This is a genomic window from Streptomyces rhizoryzae, from assembly GCF_023155275.1.
Classification (GTDB): domain Bacteria; phylum Actinomycetota; class Actinomycetes; order Streptomycetales; family Streptomycetaceae; genus Streptomyces; species Streptomyces rhizoryzae.
On the sequence record NZ_JALMUV010000048.1, the window covers coordinates 22,486 to 38,742 of the forward strand.

13 protein-coding genes are annotated in these 16,257 nt (G+C 74.5%); 5 read left to right on the top strand and 8 right to left on the bottom strand.

Annotation, left to right across the window (positions count from 1 at the left end):
* Positions 1-10 precede the first annotated feature (10 nt).
* The gene (locus tag MUU72_RS29220) at positions 11-943 is read left to right on the top strand and encodes a DMT family transporter (RefSeq protein ID WP_248016420.1); all 933 of its coding nucleotides are present in this window, start codon (positions 11-13) and stop codon (positions 941-943) included.
* Positions 944-983: 40 nt separating this feature from the next.
* Here MUU72_RS29220 and MUU72_RS29225 read toward each other — a convergent pair whose 3' ends face one another.
* Positions 984-1,655 (bottom strand): TIGR03086 family metal-binding protein, encoded by a 672-nt coding sequence (locus MUU72_RS29225; protein WP_248016421.1) that lies wholly within the window; start codon positions 1,653-1,655, stop codon positions 984-986.
* 52 nt (positions 1,656-1,707) lie between these two features.
* Between MUU72_RS29225 and MUU72_RS29230 the strand changes: the two genes are divergently transcribed.
* Entirely contained in the window at positions 1,708-2,202 is a 495-nt protein-coding gene (locus MUU72_RS29230) for a MarR family winged helix-turn-helix transcriptional regulator (RefSeq protein ID WP_248016422.1), read from the top strand.
* A 139-nt stretch (positions 2,203-2,341) separates the two neighbouring features.
* On the opposite strand, the gene MUU72_RS29235 is transcribed toward MUU72_RS29230, so the two are convergent.
* From MUU72_RS29235 to MUU72_RS29245, 3 genes are all read right to left on the bottom strand, one after another.
* Positions 2,342-2,569: a hypothetical protein gene (locus MUU72_RS29235; RefSeq protein ID WP_248016423.1), complete on the bottom strand. Its 228-nt coding sequence runs from the start codon at positions 2,567-2,569 to the stop codon at positions 2,342-2,344.
* Between the two features lie 149 nt (positions 2,570-2,718).
* Complete coding sequence (locus tag MUU72_RS29240) at positions 2,719-4,047, bottom strand: MFS transporter (RefSeq protein ID WP_248016424.1); 1,329 nt, start codon at positions 4,045-4,047, stop codon at positions 2,719-2,721.
* A 166-nt stretch (positions 4,048-4,213) separates the two neighbouring features.
* On the bottom strand, positions 4,214-6,934 hold the full coding sequence (locus MUU72_RS29245; RefSeq protein WP_248016425.1) for a SpoIIE family protein phosphatase: 2,721 nt from the start codon (positions 6,932-6,934) through the stop codon (positions 4,214-4,216).
* 336 nt (positions 6,935-7,270) lie between these two features.
* Here MUU72_RS29245 and MUU72_RS29250 point away from each other — a divergent pair, with 336 nt between their 5' ends.
* Positions 7,271-7,612, top strand: coding sequence for a hypothetical protein (locus MUU72_RS29250; protein WP_248016426.1), 342 nt, complete (start codon positions 7,271-7,273; stop codon positions 7,610-7,612).
* Positions 7,613-7,620: 8 nt separating this feature from the next.
* On the opposite strand, the gene MUU72_RS29255 is transcribed toward MUU72_RS29250, so the two are convergent.
* Together MUU72_RS29255 and MUU72_RS29260 are read right to left on the bottom strand one after the other, a co-directional pair.
* Complete coding sequence (locus MUU72_RS29255) at positions 7,621-9,072, bottom strand: APC family permease (RefSeq protein ID WP_372503271.1); 1,452 nt, start codon at positions 9,070-9,072, stop codon at positions 7,621-7,623.
* A 304-nt stretch (positions 9,073-9,376) separates the two neighbouring features.
* The gene (locus MUU72_RS29260; protein WP_248016428.1) at positions 9,377-11,470 is read right to left on the bottom strand and encodes a SpoIIE family protein phosphatase; all 2,094 of its coding nucleotides are present in this window, start codon (positions 11,468-11,470) and stop codon (positions 9,377-9,379) included.
* A gap of 382 nt (positions 11,471-11,852) precedes the next feature.
* On the opposite strand from MUU72_RS29260, the gene MUU72_RS29265 reads away from it, so the two are divergent.
* The gene (locus MUU72_RS29265; protein WP_248016429.1) at positions 11,853-13,397 is read left to right on the top strand and encodes an AMP-binding protein; all 1,545 of its coding nucleotides are present in this window, start codon (positions 11,853-11,855) and stop codon (positions 13,395-13,397) included.
* Positions 13,398-13,497: 100 nt separating this feature from the next.
* Here the strand turns inward: MUU72_RS29265 and MUU72_RS29270 are convergent, their stop codons facing one another.
* Positions 13,498-13,926 carry a hypothetical protein gene (locus tag MUU72_RS29270; protein WP_248016430.1) on the bottom strand — a complete coding sequence of 143 codons (429 nt, stop codon included), beginning with the start codon at positions 13,924-13,926 and terminating at the stop codon, positions 13,498-13,500.
* Between the two features lie 140 nt (positions 13,927-14,066).
* Positions 14,067-15,080 (bottom strand): non-homologous end-joining DNA ligase, encoded by a 1,014-nt coding sequence (gene ligD / locus MUU72_RS29275; protein ID WP_248016431.1) that lies wholly within the window; start codon positions 15,078-15,080, stop codon positions 14,067-14,069.
* 103 nt (positions 15,081-15,183) lie between these two features.
* On the opposite strand from ligD, the gene MUU72_RS29280 reads away from it, so the two are divergent.
* A complete protein-coding gene (locus tag MUU72_RS29280; RefSeq protein ID WP_248016432.1) occupies positions 15,184-16,245 on the top strand; it encodes an ATP-dependent DNA ligase in 1,062 nt (353 codons plus the stop codon).
* Positions 16,246-16,257 lie beyond the last annotated feature (12 nt).

Consider the following 16,257-nt stretch of genomic DNA (forward strand, 5'->3'; position numbering starts at 1 on the left):
CTCTCCCGGCATGACCACCCCTGCGCGGACCGCCGTCCGCTCCCCCGCCTGGCCCGCGGTGGCCGCCGCGGCCGCCACCGTCGTCCTGTGGGCCTCCGCCTTCGTCGTCATCCGCAGCGCCGGGACCGCCTACTCGCCGGGCGCGCTGGCCCTCGGCCGGCTGCTCACCGGCTCGCTGGCGCTGGGCGTCCTGGTGCTGGTGCGGGGCGGCGGCTTCCCGCCGCGCGCCGCCTGGCCGGGCATCCTGTGCTCCGGTGTGCTGTGGTTCGGCGCGTACACCGTGGCGCTCAACCAGGGCGAGCGGGAGGTGGACGCCGGTACCGCCGCACTGCTGGTCAACACCGGCCCGCTGCTGGTGGCGCTGCTCGGCGCGCGGCTGCTGGGCGAGCGGCTGACGCGGCGGCTGCTCGCGGGGCTGGCGGTGTCGTTCGCGGGCGCGGCGGTGGTCGCCCTGTCGATGTCCGGCGGCGGCCGGTCCTCGCTCCTGGGCGTCCTGCTGTGCCTGCTGGCCGCGGTCGGCTACGCGGGCGGGGTGGTCGCGCAGAAGCCCGCGCTGCGCCACACCGGCGCGCTGACGGTGACCTTCTACGGCTGCCTGACCGGCGCCGCCGCCTGCCTCCCGTTCGCCGGCACGTTGCTGTCCGAGGCCGCCCGCGCCCCGCTCCCGCGGACCCTGGACATGCTCTACCTCGGCCTCTTCCCGACCGCCGCCGCCTTCACCACCTGGGCGTTCGCGCTGGCCCGCAGCACCGCAGGCAGGATGGGCGCCACCACCTACGCGGTGCCGGTGCTGGTGGTGCTGCTGGCCTGGCCGCTGCTCGGCGAGGTGCCCGGCCCGCTCACCCTGGCCGGCGGGGTGCTGTGCCTGGCCGGGGTGGCGGTCTCCCGCCGGCCGGCACCGGTGCCCGCCCCGGTGGACGAGCCGTCCCCGGAGACCGCCTGACCACCGGCGGGCACCGGGACGCGCCCGGCGGCCGCCCCCGTCACCGCCCCGGCGCGCGCCAGTCGGGTGCGCGGCCCAGCATCGCCAGGATCCGGTCCAGCGGTCCGGCACCGTCCGCGGCGGGCAGGGCGGGCCGGAAGGAGCTGCCGGAGGCCTGCCGGGCCGCGCCGTCGGGCACCGCCCGGGCGATCGGCAGCGCCGCGTCGAGGAGCCGGGGGTCCGGGTCGTAGGGCAGGTCCAGGGTGCGGGCGAGGTCCCAGCTGTGGACGACGTAGTCGATGAGGTGGAAGGCGATGGCCCGCGCGGCGGGCACGGTCCGCTCGGTGGTGAACTCCGGGAGCGCGAACGGCCGGTCGGGGCGGTCCACGGCCGCGAAGGCCGCCCGGACGTCCGCGGCGGCGCGGCGGTAGCCGGCCACGGCCGCGGGGACGTCGTCGCCCACCGGGTGCACCGCCCAGTGCGCCAGGTCCCCGCCGCGGCCCAGCGCCGCCGCCGCGAACCCCCGGTGCTGGGCCGTCAGATGGCCGAGCAGCGCGGCCAGGTCCCACCCGGCGCAGGGGGTGGGCCTGGTGAGGTCCCCCGGGGCCAGCCGGTCCACCAGGGCCACGCTGTCGCCCACCGCGCGGGCGTCGAGTGCGCACAGGCGGTCCAGGGCCGCCCGCTCCGTCGTCGCGGACGCCGTGCGGTCCGCCCCCTCGTTATTCATATGCATGCGCTTACGATGTGCGCAAGCCTACGATTTGTCAACGGGTATTTTCCTGTCCATGGCCGAGAACGCAGCAGACCGGGACACCCCGACCCCAGGGCCGCCGGCGGCCCGCCCCGACCTGGCCGCCATGCTGGTGCCCCTGGGCCGGGCACTGATGGACGCCGAGCGGCCGGTGCTCGACGCGCACGGCGTGACGATGTGGGGGTACGCGGTGCTGCTGCGCCTCGGCGAGACCCCGTTCCGCACCCAGGCGGCCCTGGCCGAGGCGATCCGGGCGGACAAGACCCGGATCATCCCGGTCCTGGACGACCTGGCGGAGCGCGGTCTGATCAGCCGCCGCCCCGACCCCGGCGACCGGCGGGTCCGGCTGCTCTCCCTCACCCCCGAGGGGCGGCGGCTGCGGGACGCCGTCCGGTCCGACATCCAGCGCGGCGAGGAGGAGTTGCTCGCCCGGCTCCCGGCCGCCGACCGCGAGGGCTTCGTCCGCGGCCTGCTGGCCCTGCACGCCCTGCCCGAGATCCCCCCGCACCGCCCCTCGCCCGGCGCCTGACCGGCCCGGCGGCCCGCGGGCGCCCCGGGGTCCGCACGCGAAGCAGCGGGTGCCGGCGCCGGGCCACCCGGAGGCGGGGATCCCGGCCGGCACCCGCTGCCGGGTGTCCGATTACGTCACAGAAGCTACGCCCGCCCGCTCACCGGCGGTGGTGGTGCATTCTGCCGTGCTCGTAGCCGCCCTTGCCGCAGCCCTCACTGAAGATCGGGTTGCCTTCGAGGACGGCCGCGGAGAGCGAGCAGCCACCGAACCAGCCCTTGCCGTAGTGGTCGTGGTGGTGCTTGCCACCGGCGAGTGCGGCACTCGCTCCACCCAGGACGATGGTGGTGGCCAGAGCGCTGGCTGCGATCGCGGCGCGGATGCGCATGTCTGCTCCTCAGGAGTATCGAGGGGGGATATCGACCTTTTCAGGAATCACCCTGGCGAAAGCTATTAAAACCTGCCTTACCGCCAATCGTGTGGGTCCCCGCCGGCCGGCGGACGGCCCGGACGCCGCACCTCCGAGCCGCCCCGCCCTCAACTCCCGGACGGGGCGGCCGAGTTGGCCGCGGCGCCCGGGACCGGTCCGGGCTCCGGCCGCGGCAACCGCGGCTGCGGACGCAACCCGAGCGTCACCAGAATGACCGCCACCGCCAGGAAGCCGGCCAGCACCGCGAAACCGGTCAGGCTGGTGCCCGTGGTGTCGGTCAGCCACCCCACCAGGTACGGGCCGGCGAAGCCGCCGAGGTTGCCCAGCGCGTTGATCAGCCCCATCGCCACGGCCACCACCTCGAAGCGCAGCAGCCGGCCGGGGATCGCCCAGAAGGGGCCGTAGGGCGCGTAGACCGCGGCGGCGGTGACGCACAGCAGCACCATCCGGGGCAGCGCGCCGTGCACCACCTGGCCCAGCAGCAGGGAGGCGATGCCGACGGCCAGCGGGACGGCGACCGCCCACCGCTGGTTCCCGGTGCGGTCCGACCAGGCCGCGTTGCCGATCATCGCGGCCAGCGCGACGGCGAACGGGACCGCGGTCAGCAGCCCGACCTCCGTGGCGGAGCCGTCGTGGGTCAGCTCCTTGATGACGGACGGGAGCCACAGGCTGAAGCCGTAGAAGCCGGTGACCCAGAAGAAGTAGACGCCGATCAGGACCAGGACGGACCGCTGGCGGACCGCGGCGCGGTAGGAGCCGCCGGCCGCCGCGGGCTTGGCGGCCTCGTCGGCGGCCAGCGCCGACTCCAGGTGGGCGGCCTCGGCCGGGGATATCCAGCGGGCCCGGGCCGGGCGGTCGGCGACCGTGAACCACCAGACCACGGCCCACAGCAGCGGCGGCAGGCCCTGGAGGACCAGCACCCAGCGCCAGCTGGCGTGGTCGAGCATCCAGCCGGACAGCGGCGCCATCAGCACCGAGGACAGCGGCAGGCAGGCCATCCACAGGGCGTTGGCGCGGGCCCGTTCGCGGAGCGGGAACCACGAGGCGAGCAGGATCAGCACGGCCGGCCAGACCCCGCCCTCGAAGAAGCCCAGCACGAACCGCGCGGCGTAGAACTGGCCCCGGGTCTGCACCAGTCCGGAGAGCACCGCGGACAGGCCCCAGGCGACCATGAGGATCAGCACGGTCTTCCGGGCGCTCCAGCGCTGGGCGAGGACCGCCGCCGGGATCTGGAGGAAGACGTAGCCGAGGAAGAAGATGCCGCCGGCCAGCCCCTTGTCGGCGTTGGAGAGGTCCAGGTCGCCGTGCATGTAGGGCAGGACCACCGAGACGTTGTTCCGGTCCAGGTACGCCAGCATGTACATGATGGCGGCGACCGGGATGACATAGACCCAGCGTTTGGCCGGGACCGCCGCGGGCGGTGGGGCGTCGGTCATCGATCACCTTTCGGAAGGGGCGCGGCGCGGGAGCCGGCCGCGCGGTGCGGAGCGCCGCGGCCGCGGTCACCGTCGTCCGAAGTGCCGCCGCGGGCACGGCTGTTGCCCGCCGCGCGCAGTGCGGCGGGGCGGGCGCAAGGGAGGGTAGCAGCCGGTCGGCCGCAGGTCAGGGGCTTCCGGGACCGGCCGTCCGCGGGGCCCCGTCGGGCAGCGCCTGCTCGGTCCAGATCACCTTGCCGTCGCCGGTGTAGCGGGTGCCCCAGCGCTCGGCCAGCTGGGCGATCAGGAAGAGCCCGCGCCCGCCCTCGTCGGTGGTGGCGGCGTGCCGCAGGTGCGGGGAGGTGCTGCTGCGGTCGGCGACCTCGCAGATCAGCGAGCGGTCGTGGATCAGCCGGACGCCGATCGGGCCGGCGGCGTAGCGGATGGCGTTGGTGACCAGTTCGCTGAGGATCAGCTCGGTGGTGAACGCCTCGTCCGCCAGCCCCCATTCGATGAGTTTGCGGACCGCGGCGGCGCGGATCTGGGCCACCGCGGTGGGGTCGGCGGCGACTTCCCAGTCGGCGATGCGGGCCGGGTCCAGCCGGCGGGTGCGGGCGACCAGCAGCGCGATGTCGTCGGCCGGGCGGTCCGGCAGCAGGGCGCCGAGCGCCGCCTCGCAGGTCTCCTCCGGCGTCCGGGCGGGGTGGTCGCCGAGGGTGCGGTGCAGTACGGCCATGCCCTCGTCGATCCCGCGGGCGCGGTCCTCGACCAGCCCGTCGGTGTAGAGGACCAGGCGGCTGCCCTCGGGCAGGTCCAGCCGGCAGGTGTCGAAGGGCATCCCGCCCAGGCCGAGTGGCGGGCCGCCGGGCACCTCGACGAACTCCGCGCCGCCGTCCGGGCGCAGCAGCAGCGGCTGGACGTGTCCGGCGCGGGCCATGGTGCAGGCTCCGGTGACCGGGTCGTAGATGACGTAGAGGCAGGTGGCGCCGGTCACCGGGGCCTTGGCGCCGTCGCCGGTGGACTCCGCGCCCTCGTCCTGGTCGATCCGGGCGACCAGTTCGTCCAGGTGCCAGAGCAGTTCGTCGGGCGGGACGTCGAGGTTGGCGAAGTTGTGGACGGCGGTGCGCAGCCGGCCCATGGTGGCGGCGGCGTGCAGGCCGTGGCCGACCACGTCGCCCACGACGAGGGCGACCCGGGCGCCGGGCAGCGGGATGATGTCGAACCAGTCGCCGCCGACCCCGCCCAGTCCGCCGAGCCCGGCCTGGGCCGGCAGGTAGCGGAAGGCGGCCTCGACGGCGTCCTGGTCGGGCAGCGCCCGCGGCAGCAGGCTGCGCTGGAGGGTGACCGCCATGGTGTGCTCGCGGGTGTAGCGGCGGGCGTTGTCGATGCTCACCGCGGCCCGGGCGACCAGCTCCTCGGCGAGCGAGAGGTCCTCCTCGTCGAACGGCTCGGGGGTGGCCGAGCGCCAGAAGAGGGCGACGCCGAGGATGGCCCCGCGGGCCCGCAGCGGCACCGCGATCAGCGAATGGATGCCGTGCTCGATGATCCGCCGGGCCCGCTCGGGGTCCTGGAGCTGCCAGCCGGTGGACGCGGCGAGGTCGGGCTCCAGGACCGGTTCGCCGGCCGACAGGCGGGTGCCGAGCACGGTGACCGGCGGGAAGCGGACCGGCTCGCCGACGGGGTAGAGCGATCCGTCGGGCAGCTCGCCGCCGACGGCGGTGCGGCGCAGCTCCAGGACCGGGCCCCCGGCGGTGGGCTCCTCGCCGCGCAGCACCGACTCGGCGAGGTCCACGGTGACCAGGTCGCTGAACCGCTCGGCGCCGAACCGCGCCAGCTCCTGGCAGGTGCGGATCACGTCGAGGGTGGTGCCGATCTCGGCGCCGGCGTCGTAGAGCAGCCGCAGCCGGCCGCGGGCGACGTCGGCGCGGCCGGTCAGGGCGCGGAGTTCGGTGGTGTCGCGGAGCGTGGTGACGCTGCCGGGCGGGCCGCCGGCGCGGTCGGTGGGGCGCTGGTTGACGGCCAGCAGCCGGTCGCCGACCGGGTGCACCTCGTCGGTGACGGCCCGGCCGGACTCCAGCAGCGCGGCGGTGGCCGGGTCCAGGCCCAGCGCGGCGACCGGACGGCCCTCGACGTCGGCGGGCAGGCCGAGCAGCCGCCGCGCCTCGTCGTTGGCGAGCACCAGCCGCCCGTCACCGCGGACGATGAGCACGCCTTCGCGGACCGCGTGCAGCACCGCGTCGTGGTGCTCGTACATCCGGGTCATCTCGGCCGGGCCGAGGCCGTGGGTCTGGCGCCGCAGCCGGCGGCTGACCAGGGCGGTGCCGCCGGTGGTGAGCAGCAGGACGCCGGCCGCGGAGCCGAAGATCAGCGGGAACTGGTCGTCGACGACGCCGCTGACCTTGCTGAGGGTGACGCCGGCCGAGACCAGGCCGACGACGCGGCCGCCGGGGCCGAAGACCGGCACCACGGCCTGGACGAGCGGGCCGATCGTGCCGGTGATCTTCTCGGTGGCCACCCCGCCGGCCAGCGCGGGGGCGATGTCGCCGACGAACTTCTTGCCGATGCGGTCCGGGAGCGGGTGGGTGTAGCGGATGCCGCGGGTGTTCATCACGACGATGAAGTCGACCCCGGAGCCCTTGCGGGCGGCCTCCGCCCGCGGCTGGAGCACGGCGGTGGGGTCCGGGCTCCTCAGGTCGGCCGCCAGGCCCGGCCCGTTGGCGAAGGTCTGGGCGACGGCGACCGAGCGGTTCCGGGCCTCGCGTTCGGAGTCGGTCCGGGACTGGAGCACCAGGGACACGAGGGCGGCGGCGACGAGCAGGACCACGATCGCGACCTGGAGGAGAAAGACCTGGCCTGCGACAGTTCGCATCCTCAGAACCGAACGCGGGCGGCCGTAGCGTCCGGCCATGTCCTCTTTCTACACCTCCCGCATACGGTGGGCGAGCCGCGCACTGCGCAGCGCAGCGGCACGGGGGGGCGGACCGCGCGCAGTACGCAGCGCCAGTAAAACCTGTCGGTAGGTTTCCCGGCTACGGGTGTGCGTTCCCCGGTCGGGCGCGTGTAACTCTTGCCACAGCCCCGGACGGTTGCGGACCGGCGGCCCGGCCGCCGGGCGGTGCCGGGGCGCCGGTCAACATCCCTGGTCAGTGGTGGTTACCGGGGAGTCGGGCCGGGGGCGGGGGCGGCGGTCGGGCGGAAGGAGGCGTTCCGGGGGCCGCCGGGCGCGTATGAGACGTTCGTGGGCATGCATGTTGCAGCAGAGGAGATCCGGGCCGGGGCGGCCGTGCTCATCGACCACCACGCACGCGGTGTGTGGCGGCCGAACGACGCCGACCGGCGGCTGGCCGGTGTGCTCTTCCGCTTCCTGGAGAGCGGGCTGCCGCTCGGCGGCGAGCAGATCCGCTCCGCCCTGGCCGCCGCGGACCCGGCGGCGCCGGCGAGCGCCGGGCTGCTGGCGCTGCTGCGGGGCACCGCCGGGCTGCTGGACGACGCGGACGCGGCCGACGGCCCCGCCGGGCGGGACGCCGTCGACCACGTGTGCCTGCTGCTGGACGCGCTGGCGCTGGCCCGGCCGGAGGGCCGGTAGGCGCCGGCTTACGTCAGGTCCGGAACCGGTGCGGCGGCCGCGGGGAGTTCGTCCTCGGGGACCGAGATGACCCAGTGGGTGGCCTGCCGCGGGCGGAGGTAGACCGCCCAGTAGACGGCGGCCACCGCCACCACCCCGCCGGTGATCAGCAGGCTCTTGGTGCTCTGCTGGCAGAGCACCCAGGCCAGGACGACGATCAGCAGCGCGGGGACCACCGGCCACAGCGGCATCCGCCAGGCGAGCCGGTGCTTGTGCTCACCGCGGCGCGAGACCAGCGCCCCGAGCGCCACGAAGACGTACATGCCGGCGACCGCGACCCCGGTGACCTCGTTGAGGGTGTCCAGGGTGGCGAAGCAGAGCCCGGCGCCGGGGACGCCGACCGCGAGGGTGGCCGCCCAGGGGGAGCCGAAGCGCTTGCCGACGTGTGAGAAGATCCGGTTGACCGGCGTCGGCCAGGCGCCGTCGCGGGCGGAGGAGAAGACCACCCGGGAGTTCTGGATCACCATCACGATCGCCGCGTTGATGATCGCCAGGGCGATGCAGAGGCTGACGAAGGTGCCGATCGCGGAGTTGCTCCAGCTCTGCACCATGCCGGCCACGTCCCCGGCCGCGAGGGTCTTCAGGTCGGGGGCGCCGAGGGTGATGGCGACGACCGGGACGAGGACGACGGCGGCGCCGATGGCGAGCGTCCACAGCACCGTGCGGGAGACGTTGCGCCGCGGGTTCTCCATCTCCTCGGCGAGGTACACCGCGGTGGAGAAGCCCTGGAGGATGAAGAGCGCGGTGGCGAGCCCGGTGATGATCAGCCCGCCGGTGACCGCGGTGCCGGTGCCGTGGCCGCTGTCCATCACCGGGTGGACGAGGGTGGCGGCGGAGCGGTGGGTGTGCGTGAAGCCGAGGAACGCCACGACCGCGGCGGCCACGACTTCCAGGACCAGGAAGATGCCGGTGATCCAGGCGTTGGCGCGCAGGTCGAGCAGGCCCATGGCGGTGGCCAGCAGCATCACCGCGGCGGCGGTCAGCTGCTTGTCCAGGTGGACGATCGGCGCGAGGTAGTCGGCGGTGCCCAGCGCGATGATGGGCGGCACGATCATGACAACGATCAGCGAGAGGATGAAAACCAGCCAACCGGCGAGCCGGCCCATCAGGGTGCCGACCATCGCGTACTCACCGCCGGAGCTGGGGATCAGGGTGCCCAGTTCGGAGTAGGTGAAGGCGACGCCGATGCAGAGCACCGCGGCGATCGCGATGGTCAGCGCCGTCCCGGTGCCCAGGGTGGCGAACGAGTCCGGCACGATCACGAACAGCGAGGACGCCGGGGTCAGACAGGACAGGGTGAGCAGGGTGCCGCCGACCACACCGATCGACCGGGTGAGTTTGGGACTGTCCGCCGGTGTCGCGACCCGGGTCGGTGCGACCGCGGGTGCGGTGGCGACTGGCGTGGTGGGCATATCGGTCATCCGTGTCCCATCGGTGCAGGAGGGCAGGGAGGCGGCACGGTCACGGGGTGCGTGCCGGTCGAGCGGTCGCGCCGGCAGTGCGGGGCCGCTGCGGTGACCGGAATACAACCTCCGCGGACCCTTCCCGTCAAGAGTTCATTAAGACCCTGTGGCAACGAAATCCGCAGCCGATGATCCAGGCGGCGGGCTTATCCACGTCTTTCCCGCGTGATCTCCGCGGATTTCGCGGGTGGTTGACGCTCTGCGGATTCTTCCGCACCGGTGCGCGGCGAATTTCCGCGGCGGCGGCCGCCGAGCCCGGGGCTCAGTCCTCGGGGGCCCGGATACGGGCGATCAGCAGCGCCACGTCATCGTGGTCGTTGCCGTGCCGCAGCTCGGCCAGCAGGCGGTCGCACAGCTCCTCCAGCGGCCGCTCGGGCTCGGCGAGCAATGCCAGGAAGCGGTCCAGCCGGGTGTCGATGGCCTCGTCGCGGGTCTCGATGAGCCCGTCGGTGTAGAGCACCAGCTGATCCCCGGGCCGCAGCTCCACTGCGGTCTGCTCGAACGCCACGTCGCCGACGCCGCCCACCCCCAGCGGCGCGCCGGTGGGCAGGTCCAGCAGCTCCGGCGGCCGGCCGGGCCGGACCACGACCGGCGGGAGGTGGCCGGCGACCGCGATCCGGCACTCCGCGCGCGCCGGGTCGTGCACGGCGTAGAGGCAGGTCGCGAAGGCCGGGTCGAGGCCGCCGGCGATGTGGTCGAGGTGGCGCAGGAGCTCGTCGGGCGCCAGGTCGAGGTCGGCCAGGGCACGGGTGGTGGTGCGCAACTGCCCCATCGTGGCCGCCGCGTTGAGGCCGCTGCCCATCACGTCGCCGACGACCAGCGCGGTCCGGCCGCCGGGGACCGGGATCACGTCGAACCAGTCGCCGCCGACCTCGCTGGCCGCCTGCGCGGGCTGGTAGCGGTAGGCGATGTCCATGCCGTCGGGCCGCGGCGGCCGGTGGTTCATCAGGTGGCGCTGGAGGGTGAGCGCGGTGCGCCGCTCGCTCTGGTACGAGCGGGCGTTGTCGATGCAGACCGCCGCCCGGGCGGCCAGTTCCACGGCGAGCACCACGTCGTCCTCGTCGAACGGCAGCGGGTTGTCCAGCCGGTAGAGGGAGAGCGCGCCCAGCACCTCGCCGCGGGCGATCAGCGGCACCGCCAGATAGGAGTGCAGTCCGGACGTCCGCAGCAGCTCCGCGCCCTGCGGGTCGGCGGCGATGTGCCGCAGGTCGTCCGGGCCGACGTCGCACACCAGCACCGGGCGGCCCTCGGTGACGCAGCGGGTGATCAGCCGCTCGGTCTCGTAGGCGGCGAGCTGCCCGGTGGGGTCGGCGGCCCGTACGGCGGGCGTCCGGCCGGCCGCGGCCACCGCCAGCGCCCGGAAGCGCGCCGGGCCGCCGCGGCCGGCCGGGGCGGGCCGGCGGCCCTCCAGGATCGCGTCGAGCACGTCGACGGCGGCCAGGTCGGCCAGCTCGGGCACGATGACGTCGGCCAGCTCCTGCGCGGTCCGGCCGACGTCGAGGGTGGTGCCGACGGCGGCCGAGGCGTCCGCGATCACCGCCAGCCGGCGCCGGGCGCGGGCCGCCTCGGCCGCCGCCCGGTGCTGCTCGGTGACGTCCACGACCGAGGTGGCCAGGCCCAGCACCCGGCCCTTGGCGTCCTCCAGGCGGTAGTACGAGACCGACCACGCCTGGTCGGTGTCGGGGTGGGCGGCGGTGCGGCCGACGGAGAAGTCGTCCAGCAGCGGCCGGCCGGTGGCCAGCACCTCCCGCATCCGGCCCTCTATGGCCTCGGTGTCCAGGAACGACAGGGCCTGCCGGACGTGCCGGCCGATGTGCCGCTCGGCGGGCAGCTGGTTGATCCGCTCCAGCGCCGGATTGACCATGACGAACCGCAGGTCGGTGTCGAGCACGGCGAGCCCGATCGGCGACTGGGCCACCAGCCGCACCGAGAGCGCCAGGTCCCGCTCGACCTCGCGCAGCACCGCCTGGTCGGTGGCGATGCCCAGCGCGTAGCTGGCACCGTGCTCGTCCTGGAGGCGCATGTTGCGGAACTCGACCAGGCGGGTGCTGCCGTCCTTGTGCCGGATCGGGAAGACCCCGGCCCAGCTCTCGCCGCCGGCCATGACCTCGGCGAACAGCCGCAGGACGAGATCGACGTGCTCGGGGTGGACCAGCAGCCGGACGGCGGGCCGGCCCAGCGCCTCCTCGGCCCGCCACCCGAAGAGCTCCTCGGCCTGCGGGCTCCACAGCGCGATCCGGCCCTCGGCGTCGAGCATGACCGCGGCCACGCCAAGGACGTCGAGCAGGCCGCCGGCCTGCGCCGGCCCTGCTCCGGCACCGGCAGCACTCTCGGGGAACGCGTCGGTCGCACCCATCCAGGCACTCCTTCCGCCGGTCGTCGTCAGACCGACAGCCGTGGCGCTCCGTGCACGGCCTGGTCGGTGCCGTGCTGCCGCTGCCCTCCATCATCTCTCGACACCGGACGGACCCGCAGGCAGAGGGGGTTCACCAGGGGCGGGCCGTACCGGATGGATCATTATGGGCAGCTGCTCCCCGCACGGGCGACCGGGTTGGCGATATTGATCCATTGCTCCGGACCCGCCCCGGATGGCGGGACAACGCCCGCCCTTGTGCTCCCGACTTGGAGATGTCGATCTCTTGGGACTACCCTGATAATAGTTGCTGGAGGCAACCAATATTCGATTACCGCGCCACCGGCGTACCCCCTACGCCGCCGGGGTCAGGAGGAAGCCCTCGATGCCCATATCCGACCAGCCGTTCCGCACATACGTGGAGGAGAACCTTGACGCACTTAACCGCGATCCGGGCCGCGAGGCCCTGGTCCACCAGGGCCGCCGGGTCACCGCCGGCGAGTTCCGGTCGCTGGTGCTGCGGATGGCCCGGGCGCTGCGCGAACGCGGCGTCGAGCGCGGTGCCACCGTCACCCTGCTGAGCGGCAACCTCCCCGAGACCCTCGCCGCCCGCTACGCCGCCAACCTCGTCGGCGCCCGGGTCAACCACCTGTACAACAAGCTCTCCGCCGAGTCCCAGGCCGCGATCGTCCGCGACGTGGAGACCCGCGCCCTGATCGTCGACCCCCGGCTCGGCGAACGGGCCGCGGAACTGGCCGAGTTGGCTCCCGTTCCGGACATTCTGGTGCTGGGTCCGGCGAAGCTGGGCACCGATCTGCTGGAGCTGGCGGCCGGCCAGAGCGACGCACCGCTGGCCACCTCCGCCCGGCCCGAGGACATCTGCACCATCCGCCACACCGGTGGCACCACCGGCCACCCCAAGGGCATCTGCACCTCCTTCGAGCAGGTCCGCTGGTTCCAGGGCGTGCTCCCGGAGTTCGAGGAGGTGGTGCACCGCCAGCTGGTCTGCACCACCCTCGCCCACGCGGCCGGCTACATGGCCGACACCGTCCTGTACTCCGGCGGCACCGTCGTCCTGCACGACGACTTCGACCCCGCGGAGGCCCTCGCCACCATCGAACGCGAGCGGATCACCGCGCTGTTCCTGCTGCCGCCGCTGCTGTACCAGCTGATGGATCACCCGGACCGGCCGGCCACCGACACCTCCAGCCTGCGCATGGTCACCTACGGCGGCTGCCAGGCGTCCCCGGCCCGACTGGCGGACGCGGTACGGGCGTTCGGCCAGGTGCTGGTGCAGGGCTACGGCCAGAACGAGGCCGGCGGCATCAGCGTGCTCACCCCGGAGGACCACGACCCCGAGCGCCCCGAGCGGCTGCGTTCGGCGGGCAAGGTGCTGCCCCACGTGGAGGTGGCGATCCGCGGCGCCGACGGCCGCGACCTGCCGCCCGGCGAGCACGGCGAGATCTGCGTCCGCTCCCGCATGATCATGCAGGGCTACTGGAAGCAGCCGGAGCTGACCGCCGAGGTGCTGCGCGACGGCTGGCTGCACACCGGCGACGTCGGGTTCCTCGACGAGGAGGGCTACCTGACCATCGTCGACCGGCTCAAGGACATGATCGTCGTGGTCGGCGGCCACGTGTACACCACCGAGCTGGAGGACCTGCTGAACTCGCACCCGCAGGTACTCCAGAGCGCGGTCTACGGCGTCCGCGACGCCGACCGGATGGAGCGGGTGCACGCGACGGTGGTCCGCACCCCCGGCGGTGACGTGGACGCGGACCGGCTGCGGGCGATGGTGCGCGAGGTACGCGGCGCGATGTACGAGCCGGCCCGGATCACCTTCACCGACGCGCTGCCGCTGACCGACGCGGGCAAGCCGGACAAGAAGGAGCTCCGGCGCCGCGCCGAGGAGTCGGGCGCCGCGGTCTGAGCCGTGCCGGTGCCGGTGCCGTCGGCGGCACCGGCACCGGCACCGGCAGCGGCGGGCCGCCGCAGTACTGCACTGCGGCGGCCCGCCGTGTCGCGTCCGGTCAGAACCACCAACCGAACAGGCCGTGGAAGAGGCGCCCGAGCAGCCCGAACTCGCGGCCCTCGCAGCCCTCCCGGCCGAAGTTGCCGAAGTTGCCATGGTGGCCCCGGCCCTCGTGGCCGAAACCTTCGCGGCCGCCGAAACCTTCGCCGCCGAAGCCCTCACGGCCGCCGAAGCCCTCACGGCCACCGCCGAAACCGAAGAAGCCGCCGCACTCGTCGTGCCGGTGGTGGCCGAAGTTACGGCCGTGGTGGCCGTGGTGGCCGTGGTGGCGGTGGTGGCCGTGGTGGCGGCCGTGACCACGGCCGTGGTCGTCGCTCACCGCGACGGACTGGCCCTGCGGGGCGGCCTCGGCCATACCGGCGAGCGGTACGACGGTGGCGGCGGCGAGCGCCGCGGTGGCCAGGGAACGGCCTATGTACTTGCGCATTGCGTTTCTCCTGGTTGGCAGGAAATCGGACACGGGATGGGTACCTCGCGGTGTCCGTTTCTCCGCAGGCGCGGCGCGCGTCCACTCCAACGGCTCCCGCAATTGCCCCGATCGGCGCCGTCCGCGGGCCGAGGGGGACGTCAGCGCTTACGGGCCCGGCTGGGCTGGACCCGGGCCGGCTCGCCGGGCATCTTCGGGTGGTCCGGCGGATAGGGCAGATCGCCCAGCCCGTCGTCCGCGGCCTGCCGGTCGGCCAGCTCCAGCAGCGACTCCAGCCCGAAGGCGTGCCCGGCCATCTCCGCGTGGACGTCCCCGAGCTCGGCGAACCGGGCCGGGACGGTCCGCAGGTCGAAGTCCTCCGGTTCGGCCGCGGGCAGCTCCTCCCAGCGCAGCGGGGTGGAGACGGTGGCGCGCGGGCGGGCGCGCAGCGAGTAGGGCGAGGCGATGGTGCGGTCGCGGGCCATCTGGTTGTAGTCCACGAAGACCTTCCGGCCGCGCTCCTCCTTCCACCACGCCGAGGTCACCAGCCGCGGCAGCCGCCGCTCCATGGCCCGGGCCACCGCGATCGCGGCCCGCCGCACCTCGGTGAACGTCCAGTCCGGGCGGATCGGCACGTAGACGTGCACCCCGCGGCCGCCGGAGGTCTTCGGCCAGCCGCGCAGCCCGTGCTCGGCCAGCAGCCCGCGCAGTTCGCGGGCGACCCGGACGGCCTCGGCGAAGCCGGTGCCGGGCTGCGGGTCGAGGTCCAGGCGCAGCTCGTCGGGGTGCTCGGTGTCGGTGCGGCGGACCGGCCAGGGGTGGAAGGTCAGGCAGCCCAGGTTGGCCGCCCAGACCACCGCGGCCGGTTCGGTGGGGCACATCTCGTCGGCGAACCGGCCGCTGGGGAAGGTGATCCGGGCGGTGGGCACCCAGTCCGGCAGCCCCTTCGGCGCCCGCTTCTGGTAGAAGAACTCGCCCTCGACGCCGTCCGGGAACCGCTGCATGGTCGTCGGCCGGTCGCGCAGCCCGCGCAGCACCCCGTCGGCCACCGCCACGTAGTAGCGGGCCACGTCGAGCTTGGTGAAGCCGCGCTCGGGATAGTAGGTCTTGTCCGGGTTCGTCACGCGTACCGCGCGCCCCGCGACGTCCAGTTCCACCGCCCGTGCTCCGGCCATGCCTCCACGCTAGGTTCCGCCCGGTGGCGCCGCGCGCCGGGCGTCCGGCCGGCCCCGGGCGCCCGGCGCGCGGGAAAAGGCCGCGACCCGCAGGATCGGGAGCATGGACCTGCCCGTGATGCCCCCGGTCTCCCCCATGCTCGCCAAGCCGGTGGCCGAGATCCCCGACGGTATGCAGTACGAGGCCAAGTGGGACGGTTTCCGCGTCATCGTGTTCCGGGACGGCGACGAGGTGGAGCTCGCCAGCCGCACCGCCAAGTCGCTCAGCCGCTACTTCCCCGAGGTGGTGGCGGCGGTGCGCACCGAGCTGCCGGCGCGCTGCGTGCTGGACGGCGAGATCGTCATCGCGCACGACGGGCGGCTGCACTTCGAGGAGCTCCTGGAGCGCATCCACCCGGCCGACTCCCGGGTCCGGACGCTGGCCGCCCGCACGCCGGCCTCGCTCGTCGCCTTCGACCTGCTGGCGCTGGACGACACCGCGCTGCTGGCCGCTGGGCAGTCCGAGCGCCGCCGGGCGCTGGTGGAGGTGCTGCGGCCGGCCCGGCCGCCGGTGCACACCGCGCCCGCCACCACCGACCGGGACGTCGCCGAGCGGTGGTTCGCGCAGTTCGAGGGGGCCGGGCTGGACGGCGTGATCGCCAAACCGCCGCACCTGCCCTACCGGCCCGGCGACCGCGCGATGTTCAAGGTCAAGCACGCCCGCACCGCGGACTGCGTGGTCGCCGGCTACCGGCTGCACAAGAGCGGGCCGGTGGTCGGCTCGCTCCTGCTGGGCCTGCACGACACCGCAGGGCACCTCCAGCACGTCGGGGTCTGCGCGTCGTTCCCGATGGCCCGGCGGCGGGCGCTGGTCGAGGAGCTGGCGCCGCTGCGGATGGCGGAGGCGGCCGGCCACCCCTGGGCCGGCTGGGCCGACGAGGCGGCGCACACCGCCCGCCGGATGCCGGGCGGGCCGAGCCGCTGGAGCGGCGGCAAGGACCTGTCCTGGGTGCCGCTGCGCCCGGAGCGGGTGTGCGAGGTGGGCTACGACCACATGGAGGGCAGCCGGTTCCGGCACACCGCGCAGTTCCGCCGCTGGCGGCCCGACCGCACGCCGGAGAGCTGCACCTATGCCCAGCTGGAGGAGCCGGTGGGCTACGACCTGGGCGAGCTGCTGGGCGGCTGAGCGCGCGGCGCG

What these genes read in the sequence shown, in the direction of transcription:
- MUU72_RS29260 (WP_248016428.1), bottom strand. Translation starts at nt 11,470, where the DNA reads ATGGGTGCGACCGACGCGTTCCCCGAGAGTGCTGCCGGTGCCGGAGCA.
- MUU72_RS29280 (WP_248016432.1), top strand. Translation starts at nt 15,184, where the DNA reads ATGGACCTGCCCGTGATGCCCCCGGTCTCCCCCATGCTCGCCAAGCCG.
- MUU72_RS29265 (WP_248016429.1), top strand. Translation starts at nt 11,853, where the DNA reads ATGCCCATATCCGACCAGCCGTTCCGCACATACGTGGAGGAGAACCTT.
- MUU72_RS29250 (WP_248016426.1), top strand. Translation starts at nt 7,271, where the DNA reads ATGCATGTTGCAGCAGAGGAGATCCGGGCCGGGGCGGCCGTGCTCATC.
- MUU72_RS29235 (WP_248016423.1), bottom strand. Translation starts at nt 2,569, where the DNA reads ATGCGCATCCGCGCCGCGATCGCAGCCAGCGCTCTGGCCACCACCATC.
- ligD (WP_248016431.1), bottom strand. Translation starts at nt 15,080, where the DNA reads ATGGCCGGAGCACGGGCGGTGGAACTGGACGTCGCGGGGCGCGCGGTA.
- MUU72_RS29245 (WP_248016425.1), bottom strand. Translation starts at nt 6,934, where the DNA reads ATGGCCGGACGCTACGGCCGCCCGCGTTCGGTTCTGAGGATGCGAACT.
- MUU72_RS29240 (WP_248016424.1), bottom strand. Translation starts at nt 4,047, where the DNA reads ATGACCGACGCCCCACCGCCCGCGGCGGTCCCGGCCAAACGCTGGGTC.
- MUU72_RS29225 (WP_248016421.1), bottom strand. Translation starts at nt 1,655, where the DNA reads ATGCATATGAATAACGAGGGGGCGGACCGCACGGCGTCCGCGACGACG.
- MUU72_RS29220 (WP_248016420.1), top strand. Translation starts at nt 11, where the DNA reads ATGACCACCCCTGCGCGGACCGCCGTCCGCTCCCCCGCCTGGCCCGCG.
- MUU72_RS29270 (WP_248016430.1), bottom strand. Translation starts at nt 13,926, where the DNA reads ATGCGCAAGTACATAGGCCGTTCCCTGGCCACCGCGGCGCTCGCCGCC.
- MUU72_RS29255 (WP_372503271.1), bottom strand. Translation starts at nt 9,072, where the DNA reads ATGACCGATATGCCCACCACGCCAGTCGCCACCGCACCCGCGGTCGCA.
- MUU72_RS29230 (WP_248016422.1), top strand. Translation starts at nt 1,708, where the DNA reads ATGGCCGAGAACGCAGCAGACCGGGACACCCCGACCCCAGGGCCGCCG.